Here is a 17,606-nt window from a genome sequence, read left to right on the forward strand (position 1 = left end):
ATATATACTTATGTATTTTCTATCTTATGAGGCAGCCTCTGATTTTTTATTTCTAGTATTTATTTTAATCTCATTTTTTTCAAAAATTTAACACTTGATTCACACTTTTCATCTTTTAAAATTAAATTTTTTATTGCCACCATACTATATTTTTACCAAACGAATTATATCACAAAAATTTTCTTTTTTCACTTCTAATTTTTTGAATACTTTTTTTTAACATATCGTTCCCAATTTTTTCCAAAAGCTTTTCAAAATTTTCATATTTTGTTTTTTCATTTGAATAAAAAATTAGAAAATATAAATCTGAATAAAAATTTTTTACTTCCTCAAATATTTCAATTTTTCCACAATCTATCATCTTGTCTGTCCTTATTACCAACACATTTCCATTTCTTTCTTCATCCTTCAAAAAATATACTCCAAAAATCAAATCTTTTATCTGTATCTTAATCATCTTCCCGTCAAAAGTTTCATCTACACAAAATTCTTTTCTAATCCTTTGATTAAATTTATCCAAACTTGATATTTCTTTAAAATAAAATACCTCATTTCCAACATATTCTGACATTTTCATCGTTCTCCTTTTTAAAAAAAATATATTATTAAATTATAATTAATTTTAATATATTTATAATGTTTAAACAAGGTATATTTTAATATAGTTTATAATTATCAATAAACATTTTTACAACATTTATTTTATAAGCTAATGTTAATTTTAAATTAAAATATTTAAGGATACTTTTTCTAAATATTATTTTGTTTAGCAATTACAGTGTCTTGTGTATCATAACGTTTTTAATTTAAAAATGTTTTTCCTCTATTTTTTTATTAAAAATATATTTGTTCTTTTAGTAAATTTGTTCTAATTACTCATCTTCTAAAAAAAGTAATAAAAATCATATTTAAGAATAATAAAACAATAAATTGTAATGAACTTGAAAAATCTGGTGTCGCTAAAAAATGAATATTATGGTATAATTTTAAAATGTTAAATAATAAAAATATTAATTTGGAAAGAGGAAATATGATTTATTTTATAGGTGGCACAAAATTTAGAGAATTTAAATATTTTGAGATATTAAATAAGTTTAGAGAAGAAAAGCAAAATATTTCTGAAAGTTTCTTTGATGCGGAGTTGAAAGAAGATGGAATTTTTTTAGAAAAGGTTAGCACAAATTCTATTTTTTCCGCAAAAGAATTAGTTGTTTTAAAAAGAGCTCAAAAAATCAAAAAATTTGAAGCATTTTTAAAACATATTGCTGACTTGAACATAATGAATAAGCAGATTGTGATTGATTATGAAAAGGAAGATGGAAAGCTAAATAACGAATTAAAAAAAACGCTTGATGAATTGGAAAAAGATAAAAAAATTAAAAGTTTTTTATTTTTAAAAAATGAAGACATTGAAATTCAAAATTATGTTATGCTTGAGTTAAAAATAAATAAAAAAGAGGCTAGTTCACTTTTGGAAATGATTGGACAAAATCCATTTAAAGTGAGAAACGAAGTGAAAAAAATAAAGATTTTCTTAAATGGAGAAAAATTTGATTTGAAAAAAATAAAAAATATTATTTCTTTGGAAAAAGAGTATAAAATTTATGAGATGACAAGGGAAATTTTATCTGACAAAGCGAACAAAATTCTTTTATATTTGGAGCAGACCAAGGAATATATGGGAGTTTTATATTCACTTTACAGCGAATTAGAAATTTTATACAAAATTAAAATGATGAAAAATGATGGCAAAAAATTTAGTTCCAATTACAACACTTTCAAAACTCAGTTTGAAAAAGTGAAAGAGGCATTTAAAGTAAATAACCGAATTCCTAATTCATACGTAATTTTTAAAAAACTGGAACTGGAAAAAAATTACAGTTTGAAAAATCTAAAAAATTTAGTTTATCGTTCTTGGGAAATTGAAAATAATATAAAAATGGGAAAGATTGAAATGAATACCGGAGTTGAAAAATTGATAATGGAAATTTCATCACTTTATCAAAAAAGTTAAAAGACAAAATTTGTATTTTGTCTAAAAATAAAAAAATTTGACAAAAATTTGGAATTTTGTTAACATAAACGGGTAAAAAAATAAAATTTGAGAAAAGAAGGAGAAAATTATGTCAAGTATTTTTATACCAGAAGGTTATGACCCTAAATATGGGATAATGGAAACAGAAATTGCAATTAAGTTTGTAAAAGACTTTTTTGAAAAAGAACTTTCAAAAGAATTAAATTTAACAAGAATATCAGCGCCGCTATTCGTAAAAAGAGCTTCAGGATTAAATGACAACTTAAACGGTGTGGAAAGACCAGTTGCATTTGAAACAAAAGAAGTTCCAAATGAAACATTAGAAATCGTACATTCACTTGCAAAATGGAAAAGAATGGCACTAAAAAGATATAAAGTTCCAGTAGGACAAGGAATTTATACTGATATGAACGCAATCAGAAGAGATGAAGATATGGATAATACTCACTCAATTTATGTAGATCAGTGGGACTGGGAAAAAGTTATCACAAAAGAAGATAGAAACTTTGACTTTTTACAAGAAACTGTAAGAAAAATATACAAAGTCTTTTTAAATACAGAAAAAGAACTTAGTGCTAAATTTGAAAAAGTAAAAATAGATTTGCCAAATGAAATTACTTTTATAACTTCACAAAAATTGGAAAATTTGTATCCAAATTTGACTCCAGAAGAAAGAGAAAATGAATTTGCAAAAAGTAGAGGTGCAATTTTTGTTATGCAAATTGGAAAAGTTTTAGCTTCAGGACAAAGACACGATGGTCGTGCACCTGATTACGATGATTGGGAATTAAATGGGGATTTAATTTTATGGAATCCTGTTTTAAATCACTCACTAGAATTATCTTCAATGGGAATCCGTGTAGATAAAAAAGCTCTAGAAAAACAATTAAAAGAATTAAATTTAGAAGAAAGAAAAGAATTAGACTTTCACAAACAACTTTTAAATGGAGAATTACCACTAACAATCGGTGGTGGAATAGGACAGTCAAGAATTTGTATGTTCTTTTTGCAAAAAGCACACATTGGAGAAGTTCAAGCTTCCTTTTGGACTGAAGATATTAAAAAAGCTTGTTGTGAAAATGAAATAAACTTGTTATAAAAAGTTAAGTTTTAAATTTAGTTAATAAAAAATTACTCACTTAAAAATTTTAAATGGGTAATTTTTTTGTTTTGTAATAATTTTTATAAATTATTTTATTTTAAAGGAAGTTTTTTCGATTTAATTTGTCCAAATATTTTTATTTATTACAACTTTTAATAAATTTATCAAATATTTTTTTCATTTCTAAATTTCCTCTGGAAGCCATCATTTCGGGATGCCATTGAACTCCATAAAAAAATGGATGATTTTTATTTTGAATGGCTTCTACAACTCCGTCATTCGCAGTTGCAATTGTAGTTAATTCGCTTCCCAAATCTTTTATCATCTGATGATGAAATGAATTTGTACGAGTTTTGGCACCAAAAATTTCAAATAAAATGTTGTCTTCTTCCAAAATATTCACGTCATGTGTCGGCAAATCAGCAAGCCATCTTTGTCTGTGCTGAATACTTGTATTTAGATATTTTATATCTTGATAAAGCGTTCCACCGTAAAATACATTCATTAATTGAAGTCCACGGCAAATTCCCAAAATAGGTTTTTTTGCCTTTAAAAACACATCTAAAATTGTTAGTTCAAAAGTATCCCGCTCAGGCGTAACGTTTCCTAGTTCTTGAAGACAGTCCTCGCCGTATAAATTTGGGTCAGGATCTCCGCCTCCTGATAAAATTAGACCATCAAAATATTTTGCTTGCTCTTTTATAACTTCAAGGTTGTCCGTAATTGGAAGAATTATAGGAATTCCGCCTGAATTTATAACAGAATTGCTATAATCAAGCGAAACTAAAGCTCTATTGTCATTTAATCTATCGGGATTTAAGTCCATTGAAGAAGTTATTGCAATTATTGGTTTTTTCATTTTTTGTATGATAAATTATCATATTCTCCTTTCATAAGTTTTTTTATTTAAGTTTTTTATTTATTTTCAACTCTTTTATAAAAATTAATAAAATTTTTGTAAGTTACCATGTCTATTTCATCTTGAGAATATCCTCGTTTTTTTAGAGCCAAAATTATATTGTTTAACTTAGTTACATTTTCAAGTTCGCTAAGTCCTTCGCAACTTTCACTTAAAGGTGTATAATATTCATCAAAATCAAGTCCAAATCCTACTTTATCAAGTCCAATTTTTCCTGCAACATATTCCATATGCTCAATTAGAGTATTGAGATTTTTTTTGTTTTCATCACAACTCACAAAATTGTGGTAGCTGTTCATTCCAACCATTCCACCACGTTCTCCAATACACTTAATCTGATCATCAGTTAAATTTCTAAGAGATGGACAGAGTGCTCTGGAATTCGAGTGTGAAGCAAAAAATGGCTTTTTCGAATGTTCTGCCACATCCCAGAAAGTTTTATCGTTGGCGTGAGATAAATCCAGTAAAATTCCAAGTTCGTTTATTATTTTTATAGCGTCTATTCCAAGTGGTGTAAGGCCTCTATTTTTATTCCCACTTTGTCCAGTTGCAAAAGCGTTTGTTTCATTCCAAGTCAGTCCGATGTGACGAATTCCCAACTGATGAAGTAAATAGATATAGTTTAGGTTATCACCAATTCCGATTAATCCTTCAATCCCGAGAACAACTCTAAATTTATCGCTCTTTTCCCTTTTCAAAATATCAAAATCTTCTGAGCTTTTTACGACATGAATTAAATCTTTAGAATAATACAGTTCTCTAGTCATAGCACAAAGATCTTCCAAAAAGTATTTTTCAATATTTTCAACTTTTCTAAAATCAATGTAAATGACAAAAATTCCACCAAAAAGTCCACCTTTTAAAAATTTTTCTTTATATTTTTTTCTAATTATGTCAAAATTTCCTTTTTGGTATTCCCAAAAATTATCAGTCCAAACATCAGCATGCATATCAAAAATCATAATTTTCCTTCTTTCATTTTTTTATTTTTGACAAAAGTTGTTTTTTAAAATCAATTTTTTATTTTTTAAAATAAATTTCAACTTTACTCAAATTTGAATGAATATCGATTGTACATTCAGCTCCTAGTGGTAAAGTTACCAAATCTGGTTTTTTATGTCCACACTCAATTCCAGTAATAACAGGTTTTTTATAGTCTTTAAAAAAACTATTTAAAAAATTATCCAAAGTGTAACTAGGATTATAAGTGTTTTCGCAGCCATCAAAATTTCCAAATAGAATGGCACGGCAGTCGTCAAGTTTTCCAGAAAGTTTCAAATGCGTCATCATTCTGTCAATTCGACTAATTTCTTCTTCAATTTCTTCAATAAATAAAATTTTATCTTTCGTGTCAATTTCATAATCCGTTCCAAGTGTTGTAACCAGCAAAGATAAATTTCCTCCAATCAATTCACCTTTTATTTCTCTAATTTTTTCTTTTTTTTCAATTTCACTAAAATTATTTCTATTTAATAAAATAATTTTTTTACCACTTGGATTTTCAAGTTTCCATTTTTTACCATTTTCATAATTTAACGCAGAAAAAAAAGAATTTTTGGTAAATTCATTAAAATCATTAAGCATATTTGATCTTACCATTGGACCGTGATATGTTCCAAGTCCGCATTTTTGATTAAAAACAATATTTAGGTTAGTAACGTCGCTGTAGCCGACAAAAACTTTTGGATTTTTTTTTATTAATTTGTAGTCAATTTTGTCAAGAAGCTGCGAGGAAGAAAAGCCGCCTTTCACACAAAAGATACTTTTTATTTCAGGATTTGAAAAAGCGCTGTGTAAATCATTTACTCTAACATCGGCATTTCCTGCCATATATCCTCCTATATTTTGGGAAAGACTTTTTCCAAGAACAGTTTTAAATCCAAGATTTTCTACAATTTGTTTACACTTTTCTATTTCTTCTGGCAAAATAGGCGAAGAAGTGCAAATTAAAAAAACTTTATCGCCATATTTAGGCGCTTGTGGAAATTTTGTCATTTTAATTCTCCCTTTTAATCTTACAATCTTTTTATTAAATTTTGTTTTTTGATAAAATCTTTTTCAATAATAATTTTTCCAATTTTATTTTTAAAATCATAAACTTCATTTTGAAATTTCAAAAAGTATGGCTTCAAAAATTTATTTATCTCAAGAACAGCTTTTATGTCCCCTTTATTTTCAAAAATATTTTCCAAATGTTCCAAAACAATTTCTTTTGTATTATCAAATGTCTTAACAGTCTTTATTTCCCCAGTTTGTAAAAATTCCCTTGCCTGTGCAATTAACCAGGGATTTCCAATTACTCCTCTTGAAAGCATAATTCCATCTAAATTACATTTTTCAACTCGATTTTTTATAACTTCTGGTTCAAATAAATCCCCATTTCCAAAAAACTTCGTATTTCGCAGAAGCTTGCTCAAATTTGAAGTGATTTCCCAATCTGCCGAACCAGAATAAAATTGCTTTTGTGTTCGACCGTGAACGCAGATAAAATCAAGATTGTATTTGTTTGCTAAATTCAAAAAAATTTCTGGATTATTAAAATTTTTGTAGCCAGTTCGAATTTTTATTGAAATTTTTGTGCCGGAATTTAATTTTGGCAACAATTCTGAAAAAAGTTCGTCCATCAAATTGTAATTTTCCAAAAGTGCTGAACCCGCTCCATTTTTTATAATTTTTGGCTGCGGACAACCCATATTTATATTAATTTTTTTAAATCCAATTTCTTCCAGTTTCAAAATTCCCATAAGCAGTTCATTTTTATCACCACCAAAAATTTGTGTTCCAGTTTTTTCTTTGTCATCACACTTCAAAAGTTCGTTTATTGTGGCGTCATTTTCACGATTTAGAAGATTTGCATTGACCATTTCTGTAAATAAAAAATCTGGGTTAAATTTTTCTAATATTTTTCTAAAAGCGTAATCAGTAATTCCTGACATTGGAGCAATGTATATTTTCATTTTTTCTCCTAGATTTTTTTGTTTATTATATACTTAAAGATAAAAAAAATCAAATTAAAATTTTAAAACAACAGAATGAAATATTAAATTAAGAGGTAGATTTTAAATTTATTTTTGATTACAGAATACTTCTCTAGTTAATTTTTCCATAAATATTCTCTTTCGTCTCTTGTTCAACTCAATTCACGATAATACTTCTACTTAAAAAATACTAAACTAAAAATATAAAATTATAAAAGTAGACAAATAAATTGCCACTTAATTAAAAATTTAATTATAATTTACAGATATTAAAAAATTTTAATTATTAATTATTGACAAAAGGGGGGAAAATGATGTATAATTATAACTAAATATGAGCCTTTCCCACAAAGGACCGTTATCCGAATAAAATTAAATAGAAAAAACTAGGAGGATGAAATAGTGAGTAAGTACACTACAATGCAAAAAAAAGAAGAAGTTACAAGAAATTGGTATGAAATAGACGCTGAAGGAAAAATACTTGGTAAAGTTGCTACAGAAATTGCAGTAAGACTTATGGGTAAACATAAACCAAGTTACACACCACACGTTGACGGAGGAGATTTTGTTGTTGTAATAAATGCTGAAAAAGTTGCAGTTACAGGAAAAAAATTATTAGATAAAAAATATTACAGACACAGTGGTTATCCAGGTGGATTAAAAGTGAGAAATTTGCAAGAAATGTTACAAAAACAGCCTACTGAAGTAATAAGAAAAGCCGTTGAAAGAATGTTACCAAAAAATAAATTAGGAAGTCAGATGATTGGTAGACTTAAAGTATTTGTAGGAAATGAACATGCACATTCAGCACAAAAACCAGAAAGAATAGATTTATAGGAGGTAAAAATTCGTGGCAAATAAAATTCAATATTTAGGAACAGGAAGAAGAAAAACATCAGTAGCAAGAGTAAGATTAATCCCTGGAGAAACAGGAGTTACAATTAATGGAAAAGATATGAGAGAATATTTTGGTGGAAGAGAAATCTTGGCTAAAATCGTAGAACAACCTTTAGAATTAACAGAAACTTTAAACAAATACGGAGTAAAAGTTAACGTAAACGGTGGAGGAAATACTGGACAAGCGGGAGCTATAAGACACGGTGTTTCAAGAGCATTACTTCTAGCAGACGCTGAATTAAGAGGTGCGCTAAAAGAAGCTGGATTCTTAACAAGAGATTCAAGAATGGTTGAAAGAAAAAAATACGGGAAAAAGAAAGCAAGACGAAGTCCACAATTTTCAAAAAGATAGGGTGTGTAAAAATTTTTGTGTAAACCTCTAGATAATATATGGTAAAATAACTGTATAATATTTGGAGGTTTTTGTTATGACTAAAAAGAAAATTGACAACGAAATTTTTAAAACACTGATTGAGGATTACAATATTAAAGATACTAATGATATTAAGGATATGCTTAAGGATTTGCTTTCGGGTACTATCCAAACCATGCTTGAAGCTGAAATTGAGCATGAACTGGGGTATGCTAAACATTCTATGAAAGATAAGACTACTTCTAATGCTAGAAATGGACATTCCAAGAAAACTGTTAGAAGTGAGTATGGCAATCTTGATTTAGATATTCCTAGAGATAGAAATGCTGAGTTTGAGCCTCAAATCATCCCTAAATATCAAAGAGAAATTACTGGCATTGAAGGACAGATTCTTTCTCTTTATGCTAAAGGAATGAGCAATAGAGATATCGAGGACCATCTCAATAATCTTTATGGAATTGATGTTTCGCCATCTATGATCAGTAAAATTACAGATAAAATTATACCTGAAATTAGGGAATGGCAGTCTAGACAGCTTGAGGATGTATACCCAATAGTTTTTATGGATGCTATCCATTACAGCGTAAGAAAAGATGGAGTTGTTGTTAAAAAGGCGGTATATTTAGCTATAGGAATAGATAAGGAAGGGCGAAAGGAGGTCTTAGGATTTTGGATAGGAGAAAATGAATCAAGCAAGTACTGGCTAAATGTTTTAAATGAATTAAAAAACAGAGGAGTTCAGGATATACTAATTATGTCTGTTGATAATTTAAAAGGGTTCAGCGAAGCAATATCTTCGGTGTTCCCTAAGACAGAAATTCAAAAATGTGTGGTTCATCAAATTAGAAACAGCATAAGATACATATCTTACAAAGATGTAAGGGAATTTACATCAGACTTAAAAGAAATGTACAATGCACCAACACTGGAACAGGCAGAGTTTAAACTGGATGAACTAGAAGAAAAATGGGGTAAAAAGTATATGGCAGTAATTAATTCCTGGAGAAGTAACTGGAATGAGTTGACAACATACTTTAAATATGATACAAAGATAAGAAAGCTGATATATACGACAAACCCGATAGAAAGCTTAAACAGACAATTAAGAAAGTATACGAAGACAAAATCACTTTATCCGACAGATGAAGCATTGATGAAGTCAGTATATTTAAGTTTAAAGGAAGCAACAAGGAAATGGACTGGAAGAATACCGGGCTGGGGAGAAATATATTCTCAGTTAAGTATTTATTTTGAAGGAAGGATTTAAAAACAGGATGATAAAAATACCATCCTGTACCATATATTATATTTTGAGTTTACACAAAATTCTGGACACTCTCAAAAGATAATTTTATTATTTTATATACCCTTGAAAACACTAGTTTTCAGGGGTTTTTATTTTGGAAAAAGTATGGAAAAGTACAGAAATGTATACCTACAATATACACACAATATACAAGCAATATACAAAATACTATATCTTTTCCACTGCTTTTCTCAGCTCTTCAATGTCCTTATGAGTATAAAATTTTTCAGTTGTTGTGTAACTGTTGTGTCCTATTAATTTTTTAACTGATGTTTTGTTTGCGTCTGCATTACTAAGTAATGTTGCAAATGTATGTCTAGTATCGTGTGGCTTATGTTCCATTCCAAGTTCTTCCATGATAGGCTTAAATTTCTCTCTGTAATAATTGTCATATTTCATTTTATCCCCTTTGAAATTTACAATGAAATATTCGTTCTTGGTATTCATTCTATTTTTAATAAGTTCCAGTATTTTAGAATGGATAGGAACCAATCTATCTTTACCAGCTTCTGTTTTCAGCCCACCTTTAATAATTCGATTTTCTAAATCAATATCTCTATTTTTAATTTCCAATAACTCTCCAATTCTAAATCCTGTGTAAATTAGAATCAGAATAGTATCAATCCATTCGTTTTCGTCTAGCAAATCCCACAATCTTTCGATTTCTTTATTTGTAAAAGGCTTTCTTGCACTTTCTTCTGTATTTTTTCCGATATTGATGTATTTACTATAATCTTTGGAGACAATATCATTCTTCATGGCGTAGGCGTATAGTTGATTAAACAACACTTTGATTTTTCGCTTAGATCCATGTTTGATTTCAGGTTTACTTACAATTTCTTGTAAATTCGACGATTTCAAGTCAACAAATCGCATCTGATATAAACTTTCACAAGCTTTAAATGCAGCAATATATCCTAATTGCGATGAATGCCCGACCATTTCAAATTTTTCTATTTTCCATTTTTCGTATACTTCTGCAAATGTGATATTCTGAGCATCTATATTATGTGGATTTTCATTATAATAAAATAATTGCTGGTTAGCTTCTTTTTGAGTTTTATAATAACCTATATACTTATATCGCTGTTTACCATTCTTGTCCCAATGAGTTGTAACTCTTACAGCAAAAGGTTTTCTTCTTTTGCCTTTTAATCTAATTACGGATCCGTAACCATTTGGATTTCTCATTTTCATACTACTACCTCATTTTTAAAAAGTCTTCATAACTTATTCCCATGTATCTTTCAGCTCTTTTTGTAGGAATGTGGTACTTATATCTAGGTTTATTATTTATAACTTTTGTAACTATTGCACTTCCTATGTCCAAAGTTCCACTAATTAATCCACTTTTTAAAGTTCTCTCATTCATCTGAAGAAATGAACAAGCTTCTTCTACACTTAATAGTAATTTCATTTTTTATTATCCCTCCATTCTGTCATATCAAAGTAATTCGATATAACACAATCTTTCAAAATATGTTTAGCAGTTTCTTCAAATGTTGAACTGCTAAAACTTTCATCTTCTATTTCTTCTCTACCAATATAAACTTTTGCTATATATCTTATTTCATTTTCAATTTTGATTTTGTGTATTTCAGCATATTTTATCAATTGTTTTCCTCCAAAAGGTTTTTGCTTTCGTAAATATTCCCAACAACTTCTAAAAATTTAGCTTCCACATTTGATAAATCCTCCCTCAGACTCCAACCTTCTAATCTGTAGCTGTTATGTTCGTATCTAACAATACACATATTATCAATTTTGATATTGTTAAGCACCACAACATCCCCCTCATAAATTTCTTTGTCGTTTTTGTCTTTTAATCCTGTATATTGCATTAATTCCAAATTTTGCATTCTGAAAAAATGGTATGTTCCATTTTCTCTAACTGCTATTTCTTTGTTTTCTAAACTTAACGATGAAACTTTCATCATTTTTTCGTTTTCTTTATCCCAAGCTCTAAATTTTATTTCTCTACTCATTTTATCCTCCCGTTTCTCTCAAACATTCCCCCACTTTTATTATTTTACTAATAAACTTTGAGTTGTTTCTAAATGCACTCCTGGTATTTCCACACCGTTTTTAATTTCTTTTTTTATCTCATTTTTCTCAATTTTTTTAGTTTGCACAAAAGTTGTAAACTTTTGCGGTATTAAATTCTCGTCATCAATTATTAAAGACGGTGTGTTATTTCTAATTGTAAATGTTCCTGTTGCAGTTTCTATTTTCTTAGCATTGAGTTTTTGCATTGCTTCTAAGATTAATTCCTTGAACATTTTTTTCTTTTCGTTTGCATATTTTGCTTTTTTAGAATAAAAATCAGCAATTTCTTTGCACTTTTCTTCTTTTGCTTCAAGTTCTTTTAATATCAGCTCTAACTGCTCCGATTTTTCTTCTAAAAGCAATTCTATGCTTTCTTTTGTGTCGTTTATTGTTTTTTCGTCTAATTCATTATTTTCGCTATCTAAAAAATTTGCAATATTATTTATTTCTTTTAATTCATATTTTATTAAACTTAAATTACTCATATCTTTTTCTCCTGTTTTTATTTTTTAACCCCCTATTTTTTAGCTGAAAGGAAATTCGTCGTCATCATCATATTCCTTTTCACTTTGCTTGTTACTTTCAACGAATTCAAATCGGCTTACTAAAATATCAGTTGTGTAAATAGTTTGACCATTTTTTTCATAACTTCCTGTTCTAATACTTCCTTGAACTAAAATTCTTTGACCTTTTTTGAAATACTCAGCTATTGTTTCAGCTGTTTTCTCCCAAGCAACGCAGTTTATAAAATCAGCTCCTTCTCCGATTCTGTTTACTGCTATGTTAAATCTTATAAATGCTTTACCTCCCGAAGTGTAATTCAATTCAGGGTCTTTCGTCATCCGACCCATCAAAATTGCATTGTTCATTTTATTTTTCTCCTTTTTCTCTTTTTAATATTCCACGTGCTAAGTTGCTCACTTCCTCATCAGTTAAATCTTTTATTGATTCGGCTTTATTTATTTCCAAAAAATTATCTATCAACTGCTGATATTTTTGAGTATGTTTTGCTATGTAATCTTCCATATTTTTTCTTTTTTCCTCAGCAGTAGCGGCTTTTTTTGTATGTTGTTTCTTATCTTTGTTAATTGTTGCATTTATTTCATCATCTTCAATGATTTCTAAAGCATTTAAATAGCAATATCTTTTTAAGTATGTGTGTGTCGAGCCTATCATTTGCAAAGCATTTTGTCCTTTCAATGTTATTTCCGCTTTAGGTGATTCAAAAATCACAAGTTCGTCTATTTTTTCAGCATTAATTATAGTCAAAGTTGCCTTTTCTTCTAACAAATCAAATTTTGAAAAAAGTTTTAATTTGTTAAAGATAGTGTTTACTTCTGGTAAAAAATCTTTTAAATCATAATATTTAAAATTAGCAAATTTATTAAATCCACTTTTTTTTAAGTTCATCTCTTGCAATTCAATTCTTGCTTGTTGTATTTTTTCGTAAATATTCATATCTTTATCCTTTCATTTCTTTCAATTTTTCTATTAAATTATCTAATTTTTCAACACAATCGTCTTTGTCCAAATATAAATAACTTTCATTTAATTTTTTTCTTCCTTCTCCATTTTCTCTCCAGTATTCCCAACCTTTTTCGTAAACTTTAGCACAAATTTCGTTCGTGTGACCAAAATACTCAACAAAAATTGTATTTTTCTCTCTCGAATTAATCTCGAGAGCTAAATCCATTATTTTCATAACTTTTTCCTTAATTTCTTTTTTCATTTATCCACTAATCCTTTCATATTTTTTCTTTATTCTTAAAGCTTCTTTTCTGCTATATCCTACCCATTTAATTTCTATTCCAGCTTCTTCAAATTCTAGCAAACTTAAAGCTTCTTCTTCGTGATTAACTTCCCCACCTTCTGTTAAGACCTCTAGCATTTCGTTGAATTTATTCTTTGTTTTAGTTATAAAAGTTTTAACATATCTGCTTGTTAGATTCGGGAATCCTATTTTTTCCGCATTTTCTCGAAAAATATTAAAAATTCCATATAAATCTAAAAAATTTAATGTTTCCATCTCTGTCTCTGGATAAGCTCGATTAATAAAACCACCATATTTTATCCCTAATTTTGCTGATTCCATCATATGTTTTTCTTCAAATCTTTTCACAATTTCATCGTCATCAAATATTTTAATAAACAATTTTTCTTTATCCGAACCTAAAATCTCATCTAAAATTCTTTTTAAACTCCTACATGCCCTTAGTATGATTTCTTCTAGGTGAAAATCAAACCACAGTGTATTTTTCTCTGTCATCTTTTCAACTTTTCCTTCACCTTTTTTCATCTTATCAAAATCAATATTCAAGTGAAAATATGCTTTGTAATATCCACATAGCTTTGCTAATGAATAAATTGCCATTAACTGTACCTCCTTTGCGGAGTCTTTTAAAACTTCTTTTGCAAGTTTTGATTTTTCCTTTTTTTGAAACTTCTTGATTTTTCTCAAACTACTCATAATTTTCTCCTACTTTCTCAACATTTCTTTAACCATTGAAGGCAAAAGCCAAAACAGGATTCCGCACAGCGCTGGAATAAAAGTTTCTCCACCGCCAATTATTCCTAAGTAATATCCTCTCTCAGTTGCCGCATATCTGTATGCTATAATAGTTAAAATAGCTGTTAAAATTAGTTTTAAAGTATTTTTAAATATTCTCTTTTTCATTTTTCCTCCTAAATATATTTTTTGATTTCGTTAATTACATTATCGTAATATCTAAAACTTTCCACCTGCTTGTTGCTATGTCTTGATTTGTCTAAAGCCCAATAACCATATTCATCAGTTTTAAGATTATGCTCATTCGTTAGCCTTCCAATTCTATTACCTGAAATTTTTATGCCATGCTCATTCATTATTAATTGTGATAATTCGTTTGCACTATATGATTTCTTATTTACTTCAGGCAATGCTAAAATGGGTTCATCATAAAGAACATTCGCACTATAAATTTGTAAAGTTTGTTTGTATTTATCATTTGTAATGCTTTGAGACAATTCTTTTAAAATTCTGCTCTTTTCTAGTCTGATTTTATCTTTTTCAATGTTGATTAAATCATTTTTAAATGTATTTTCTTTATTTTCAACAGTTTCCTTTTTTGTTACTTTTTCAATTAATTTGTATCTAACATCAGCACTATATCTTGCTCCCAACTGTAATATTCCTTGTATATTCAAAACATACATAGGTAATATTCTGCCCGTTGTATCTTTATATTCACTCAAGCCAAAAATGGCTTCAGCTCTTTCAGTTCCAATCTTGTTTGTTTCATCTCTTATATCCCTTAAGACTTTATTATGCTCCTTACCTGTAATTTCTGCAATTTCCAATGATGTCATTGTTCCTTTTGTTTCTAATAATTGTAATTCTTTCATTTTTCCTCCTGTTTTCCTTTATTTTCTATCAAATCAGTTCTTAGCTTCATTAATACAAAAAATGCTTCCGCCTTAGTTTTAAAATAATTTCCTTCTTCTTTTCGCTCTTTATCTGATGTTCTGTCTTTATCCACAGTTGAAGAAATAACAAATCTGTTTTTGTGAAGATTAATAAACCAGTAAAGATTTTTATAGTCTTCTGAATAAATAAGGCTTAATTCATCATCTAAAATAATACGTATAATGCCTAGCACGCCATGCAAATTTTGCGATTCAGGATCTTTAAAAGTTTTTCCTTGTCTCATTAACAAATCAACTTCTCTGTGCAGTATTTCTTCCATTTCTCTAATTTGTTCTTCTGTTTTCATAAGTTCCTCCTAAAATAAATTTAATTGTTTCACTTTTTCCTCTTTTAACATTTCTGTAGTCGCTTTTTTATAAAATTCCTTTTCCACTTCAAATCCATAACTGTTTCTTTTTAGTTCTTTTGCCGCTCTTAATGTGCTGCCGCTTCCTGCGACTGGATCAATTACTGTATCATTAATATCCGTAAATATTTTAATTAGTGTTTTTAACAGATTCACTGGCTTTTGTGTCGGATGTACTTTTGGGTATATTGATTTCGGATCAGGTTTCCATTCAAACCAGTTTTTTATCATTTTGCCATTATTATTGAATTTTGGTAATTTATTTCTGTAAAATACTAGTGCATATTCTGTTGCTCCAACTATTTTCATATTAGCCTTTAACACCTGCGAACTGCTATGCTTTATAAATACTAACGGATAATAGTTGTTAAATCCGTGCTTTTTAGCATACTTTACTAACGTGCTGATTTGTTGGAATGCACAGAATATTATCATTGCTGGTGCTTTTCCTTTTTCCTTTGGTTCCTTTATCAGAAGTTTTGAGCAAAAGTGCATATATTCGGCAAGGTTAAAGTTCACATCAGTTTTGAAAAAACTTGAGTTTGCCTTTTTGCTTTCGCCTTTTTTGTTATCTCCGTCAACATACCACTCTGGACTGCTTGCAAAAGCATTATTTCCTAAATTATATGGAATATCTGCTATTACAAGCTGTGCCTTTTTAGGTATGTGATATTTTTTATAGTTTTGAAAATTATCATTATATAGTTCACATTTTATTTTTTTAACATATTCTTTTTTTTCGTCCATATTCCTCCTATTTTTATCTCAAACCAGCAATTCTAGACTTGCTTAATTGTTTAATTGATTTGATAAAAACTCAACAGTTTAATTATTTTTTTCTTTTTATGTGGGTATCTATTATAAAATCATCATCGCTAAAGTAAATATCCAAAAACGGTTCGTAAAATGTAGCCACACATCCGTCAATTTCATCTGAGTATCTTTTTAGCAATTTGTTAAATATTCTTGCTCTTTTATCAGTTAAAAAATACCATTTTGAAATTCCCGAATCTTGCCTTCCTTTGAAACCTTTTAAAAATTTTGTAAATTCCTCTTTTGTCATACTTTCTTTAATTTTGTTGTTCCAGATCCAAGTTGAGTAGTGTGTTTCTCCTATATTGAACAAATACGGATAATTTCTTTTTTCGTCGTTAATTTCTTTGTAAATTCTTTTTAACGTTTCTTTTTCAAATTTTCTTTCTTTAATTGTTACAGCCATTTTTTCCCTCCTAAATTTTAATATCTTATCCAAACTCACTAACTAACGCTAATGAGCTTGGTAAAACATTAATTACTTCTTGAATAATTTTTTTATTCTGTTCACTAACTTTTTGCTGTTTTCTTTTCTCACTTTGCTACTGTTCTTATTCACCATTTCCAACACTTCATATTTCATTTTAAATTCCTCCTTTATCTAACTTTGTTGATTTTTGTTATCGGAAAGCCTTTTTCTGTAATATATGTAACCAAAGCTACAAGGCTTTCGGAAGTTACACTTTCATCCTCAAGTTCTTCCCCGTCTTTATAAAAATATCCCTGATATTTTACAGAGGGAATACTGAAAGAATAGTCTTCTTCTACTCTTTCGTACACTAAACTTTGAACTTCTTCAGAAAGTTCAACCTGATCTATCTCGGCATATTTTTCTAATTTAGTCAATTTCTTTGTGTTTTTCATTTCTATCGTCATCTCCCTTCAATTCTTTTCATTTCAAAATAATTTATTCTCGTTTCCCCTGTATCATACCAATCAATTCCACCATTGCAGTCTTTATAAGATATGCTGATTTCCTCTTCCTCTTCAAAATTGTAATTTTCAAAAGCCTCTTTTACAACTTCTATTTCTTCTGAATCCCATCCGTTCTCTGCAAATTCTTCAAGAGTTTGTTCAAGCTGTTCATCAGTAAATTCTATTATTCCTTCATCGTAATTTTTAACGAGAGTACCGTTTGAAATCTGTCTTTGTATTTCGTCAGAGACAATATCTTTTATTTCTTTTAGTTCTATCATTTTTATCACTCCTTTTTTAAATTTTTCTTGCGGTAATGCAAGATATATTTTAAAAAAATTTAGCTATTTATTAGCTTTTCCATCATTCACATAAATATTATAGCACAAAACTTGCAGCATTGCAAGATATTT

Annotated in this window: 26 protein-coding genes; 5 read left to right on the forward strand and 21 right to left on the reverse strand. The window is 28.6% G+C overall.

From position 1 onward, the window contains the following. Positions 1–169: 169 nt before the first annotated feature. On the reverse strand, positions 170–571 hold the full coding sequence (locus tag AXF11_RS02260) for a hypothetical protein (protein ID WP_197416838.1): 402 nt from the start codon (positions 569–571) through the stop codon (positions 170–172). Positions 572–1,030: 459 nt separating this feature from the next. Between AXF11_RS02260 and AXF11_RS02265 the strand changes: the two genes are divergently transcribed. Next, the gene (locus AXF11_RS02265) at positions 1,031–2,014 is read left to right on the forward strand and encodes a DNA polymerase III subunit delta (RefSeq protein ID WP_068158149.1); all 984 of its coding nucleotides are present in this window, start codon (positions 1,031–1,033) and stop codon (positions 2,012–2,014) included. Between the two features lie 109 nt (positions 2,015–2,123). Then, a complete protein-coding gene (asnA, locus tag AXF11_RS02270) occupies positions 2,124–3,134 on the forward strand; it encodes an aspartate--ammonia ligase (protein WP_068154552.1) in 1,011 nt (336 codons plus the stop codon). Between the two features lie 139 nt (positions 3,135–3,273). Here the strand turns inward: asnA and AXF11_RS02275 are convergent, their stop codons facing one another. The 4 genes from AXF11_RS02275 to AXF11_RS02290 are packed head-to-tail and all read right to left on the reverse strand — an operon-like array spanning position 3,274 to position 7,013. Beyond that, a complete protein-coding gene (locus AXF11_RS02275) occupies positions 3,274–3,996 on the reverse strand; it encodes a gamma-glutamyl-gamma-aminobutyrate hydrolase family protein (protein WP_068154553.1) in 723 nt (240 codons plus the stop codon). 56 nt (positions 3,997–4,052) lie between these two features. Beyond that, a complete protein-coding gene (locus AXF11_RS02280; RefSeq protein WP_068154556.1) occupies positions 4,053–5,018 on the reverse strand; it encodes a dipeptidase in 966 nt (321 codons plus the stop codon). A gap of 58 nt (positions 5,019–5,076) precedes the next feature. Continuing rightward, entirely contained in the window at positions 5,077–6,051 is a 975-nt protein-coding gene (locus AXF11_RS02285) for a S66 peptidase family protein (RefSeq protein ID WP_068154558.1), read from the reverse strand. A gap of 20 nt (positions 6,052–6,071) precedes the next feature. After that, entirely contained in the window at positions 6,072–7,013 is a 942-nt protein-coding gene (locus AXF11_RS02290) for a tRNA dihydrouridine synthase (RefSeq protein ID WP_068154559.1), read from the reverse strand. Between the two features lie 423 nt (positions 7,014–7,436). Here AXF11_RS02290 and rplM point away from each other — a divergent pair, with 423 nt between their 5' ends. The 3 genes from rplM (at position 7,437) to AXF11_RS02305 (ending at position 9,571) form a co-directional block, all read left to right on the forward strand. Further along, a complete protein-coding gene (gene rplM, locus AXF11_RS02295) occupies positions 7,437–7,871 on the forward strand; it encodes a 50S ribosomal protein L13 (protein WP_068154562.1) in 435 nt (144 codons plus the stop codon). Positions 7,872–7,884: 13 nt separating this feature from the next. Beyond that, positions 7,885–8,283 (forward strand): 30S ribosomal protein S9, encoded by a 399-nt coding sequence (rpsI, locus tag AXF11_RS02300; RefSeq protein WP_068154564.1) that lies wholly within the window; start codon positions 7,885–7,887, stop codon positions 8,281–8,283. A 76-nt stretch (positions 8,284–8,359) separates the two neighbouring features. Next, complete coding sequence (locus tag AXF11_RS02305) at positions 8,360–9,571, forward strand: IS256 family transposase (RefSeq protein WP_068153993.1); 1,212 nt, start codon at positions 8,360–8,362, stop codon at positions 9,569–9,571. A gap of 207 nt (positions 9,572–9,778) precedes the next feature. Here AXF11_RS02305 and AXF11_RS02310 read toward each other — a convergent pair whose 3' ends face one another. The 16 genes from AXF11_RS02310 to AXF11_RS02385 form a co-directional block, all read right to left on the reverse strand. Next, a complete protein-coding gene (locus AXF11_RS02310; protein ID WP_197416839.1) occupies positions 9,779–10,807 on the reverse strand; it encodes a tyrosine-type recombinase/integrase in 1,029 nt (342 codons plus the stop codon). Between the two features lie 4 nt (positions 10,808–10,811). Then, positions 10,812–11,027 (reverse strand): hypothetical protein, encoded by a 216-nt coding sequence (locus AXF11_RS02315; protein ID WP_068154566.1) that lies wholly within the window; start codon positions 11,025–11,027, stop codon positions 10,812–10,814. After that, complete coding sequence (locus AXF11_RS02320; RefSeq protein ID WP_068154568.1) at positions 11,024–11,224, reverse strand: hypothetical protein; 201 nt, start codon at positions 11,222–11,224, stop codon at positions 11,024–11,026. The genes AXF11_RS02315 and AXF11_RS02320 overlap by 4 nt, the downstream gene beginning before the upstream one ends. Next, a complete protein-coding gene (locus tag AXF11_RS02325) occupies positions 11,221–11,595 on the reverse strand; it encodes a YopX family protein (RefSeq protein ID WP_068154570.1) in 375 nt (124 codons plus the stop codon). The genes AXF11_RS02320 and AXF11_RS02325 overlap by 4 nt, the downstream gene beginning before the upstream one ends. Positions 11,596–11,634: 39 nt before the next feature. Then, a complete protein-coding gene (locus AXF11_RS02330) occupies positions 11,635–12,141 on the reverse strand; it encodes a siphovirus Gp157 family protein (RefSeq protein WP_068154572.1) in 507 nt (168 codons plus the stop codon). 39 nt (positions 12,142–12,180) lie between these two features. Continuing rightward, complete coding sequence (locus AXF11_RS02335; RefSeq protein WP_068154574.1) at positions 12,181–12,525, reverse strand: single-stranded DNA-binding protein; 345 nt, start codon at positions 12,523–12,525, stop codon at positions 12,181–12,183. A gap of 1 nt (position 12,526) precedes the next feature. Then, positions 12,527–13,114: an ERF family protein gene (locus tag AXF11_RS02340; protein WP_068154575.1), complete on the reverse strand. Its 588-nt coding sequence runs from the start codon at positions 13,112–13,114 to the stop codon at positions 12,527–12,529. Between the two features lie 4 nt (positions 13,115–13,118). After that, positions 13,119–13,385 (reverse strand): hypothetical protein, encoded by a 267-nt coding sequence (locus AXF11_RS02345; protein WP_068154578.1) that lies wholly within the window; start codon positions 13,383–13,385, stop codon positions 13,119–13,121. Continuing rightward, on the reverse strand, positions 13,386–14,123 hold the full coding sequence (locus AXF11_RS02350) for a hypothetical protein (RefSeq protein WP_068154580.1): 738 nt from the start codon (positions 14,121–14,123) through the stop codon (positions 13,386–13,388). A gap of 9 nt (positions 14,124–14,132) precedes the next feature. Further along, positions 14,133–14,330 carry a hypothetical protein gene (locus AXF11_RS02355; RefSeq protein ID WP_068154582.1) on the reverse strand — a complete coding sequence of 66 codons (198 nt, stop codon included), beginning with the start codon at positions 14,328–14,330 and terminating at the stop codon, positions 14,133–14,135. An 8-nt stretch (positions 14,331–14,338) separates the two neighbouring features. Continuing rightward, positions 14,339–15,037, reverse strand: coding sequence for a Rha family transcriptional regulator (locus AXF11_RS02360; RefSeq protein WP_068154585.1), 699 nt, complete (start codon positions 15,035–15,037; stop codon positions 14,339–14,341). After that, entirely contained in the window at positions 15,034–15,405 is a 372-nt protein-coding gene (locus tag AXF11_RS02365; protein WP_068154587.1) for a hypothetical protein, read from the reverse strand. Before AXF11_RS02365 ends, AXF11_RS02360 begins: the two co-directional genes overlap by 4 nt. A gap of 9 nt (positions 15,406–15,414) precedes the next feature. After that, positions 15,415–16,212: a DNA-methyltransferase gene (locus AXF11_RS02370; RefSeq protein WP_068154589.1), complete on the reverse strand. Its 798-nt coding sequence runs from the start codon at positions 16,210–16,212 to the stop codon at positions 15,415–15,417. Positions 16,213–16,294: 82 nt separating this feature from the next. Next, positions 16,295–16,684 (reverse strand): hypothetical protein, encoded by a 390-nt coding sequence (locus tag AXF11_RS02375; protein WP_068154591.1) that lies wholly within the window; start codon positions 16,682–16,684, stop codon positions 16,295–16,297. A 191-nt stretch (positions 16,685–16,875) separates the two neighbouring features. Beyond that, positions 16,876–17,142, reverse strand: coding sequence for a hypothetical protein (locus tag AXF11_RS02380; RefSeq protein WP_068154593.1), 267 nt, complete (start codon positions 17,140–17,142; stop codon positions 16,876–16,878). Positions 17,143–17,150: 8 nt separating this feature from the next. Continuing rightward, positions 17,151–17,474: a hypothetical protein gene (locus AXF11_RS02385; protein ID WP_068154596.1), complete on the reverse strand. Its 324-nt coding sequence runs from the start codon at positions 17,472–17,474 to the stop codon at positions 17,151–17,153. Positions 17,475–17,606 lie beyond the last annotated feature (132 nt).

The sequence above is a fragment of the Leptotrichia sp. oral taxon 847 genome, from assembly GCF_001553645.1.
Lineage (GTDB): Bacteria > Fusobacteriota > Fusobacteriia > Fusobacteriales > Leptotrichiaceae > Leptotrichia.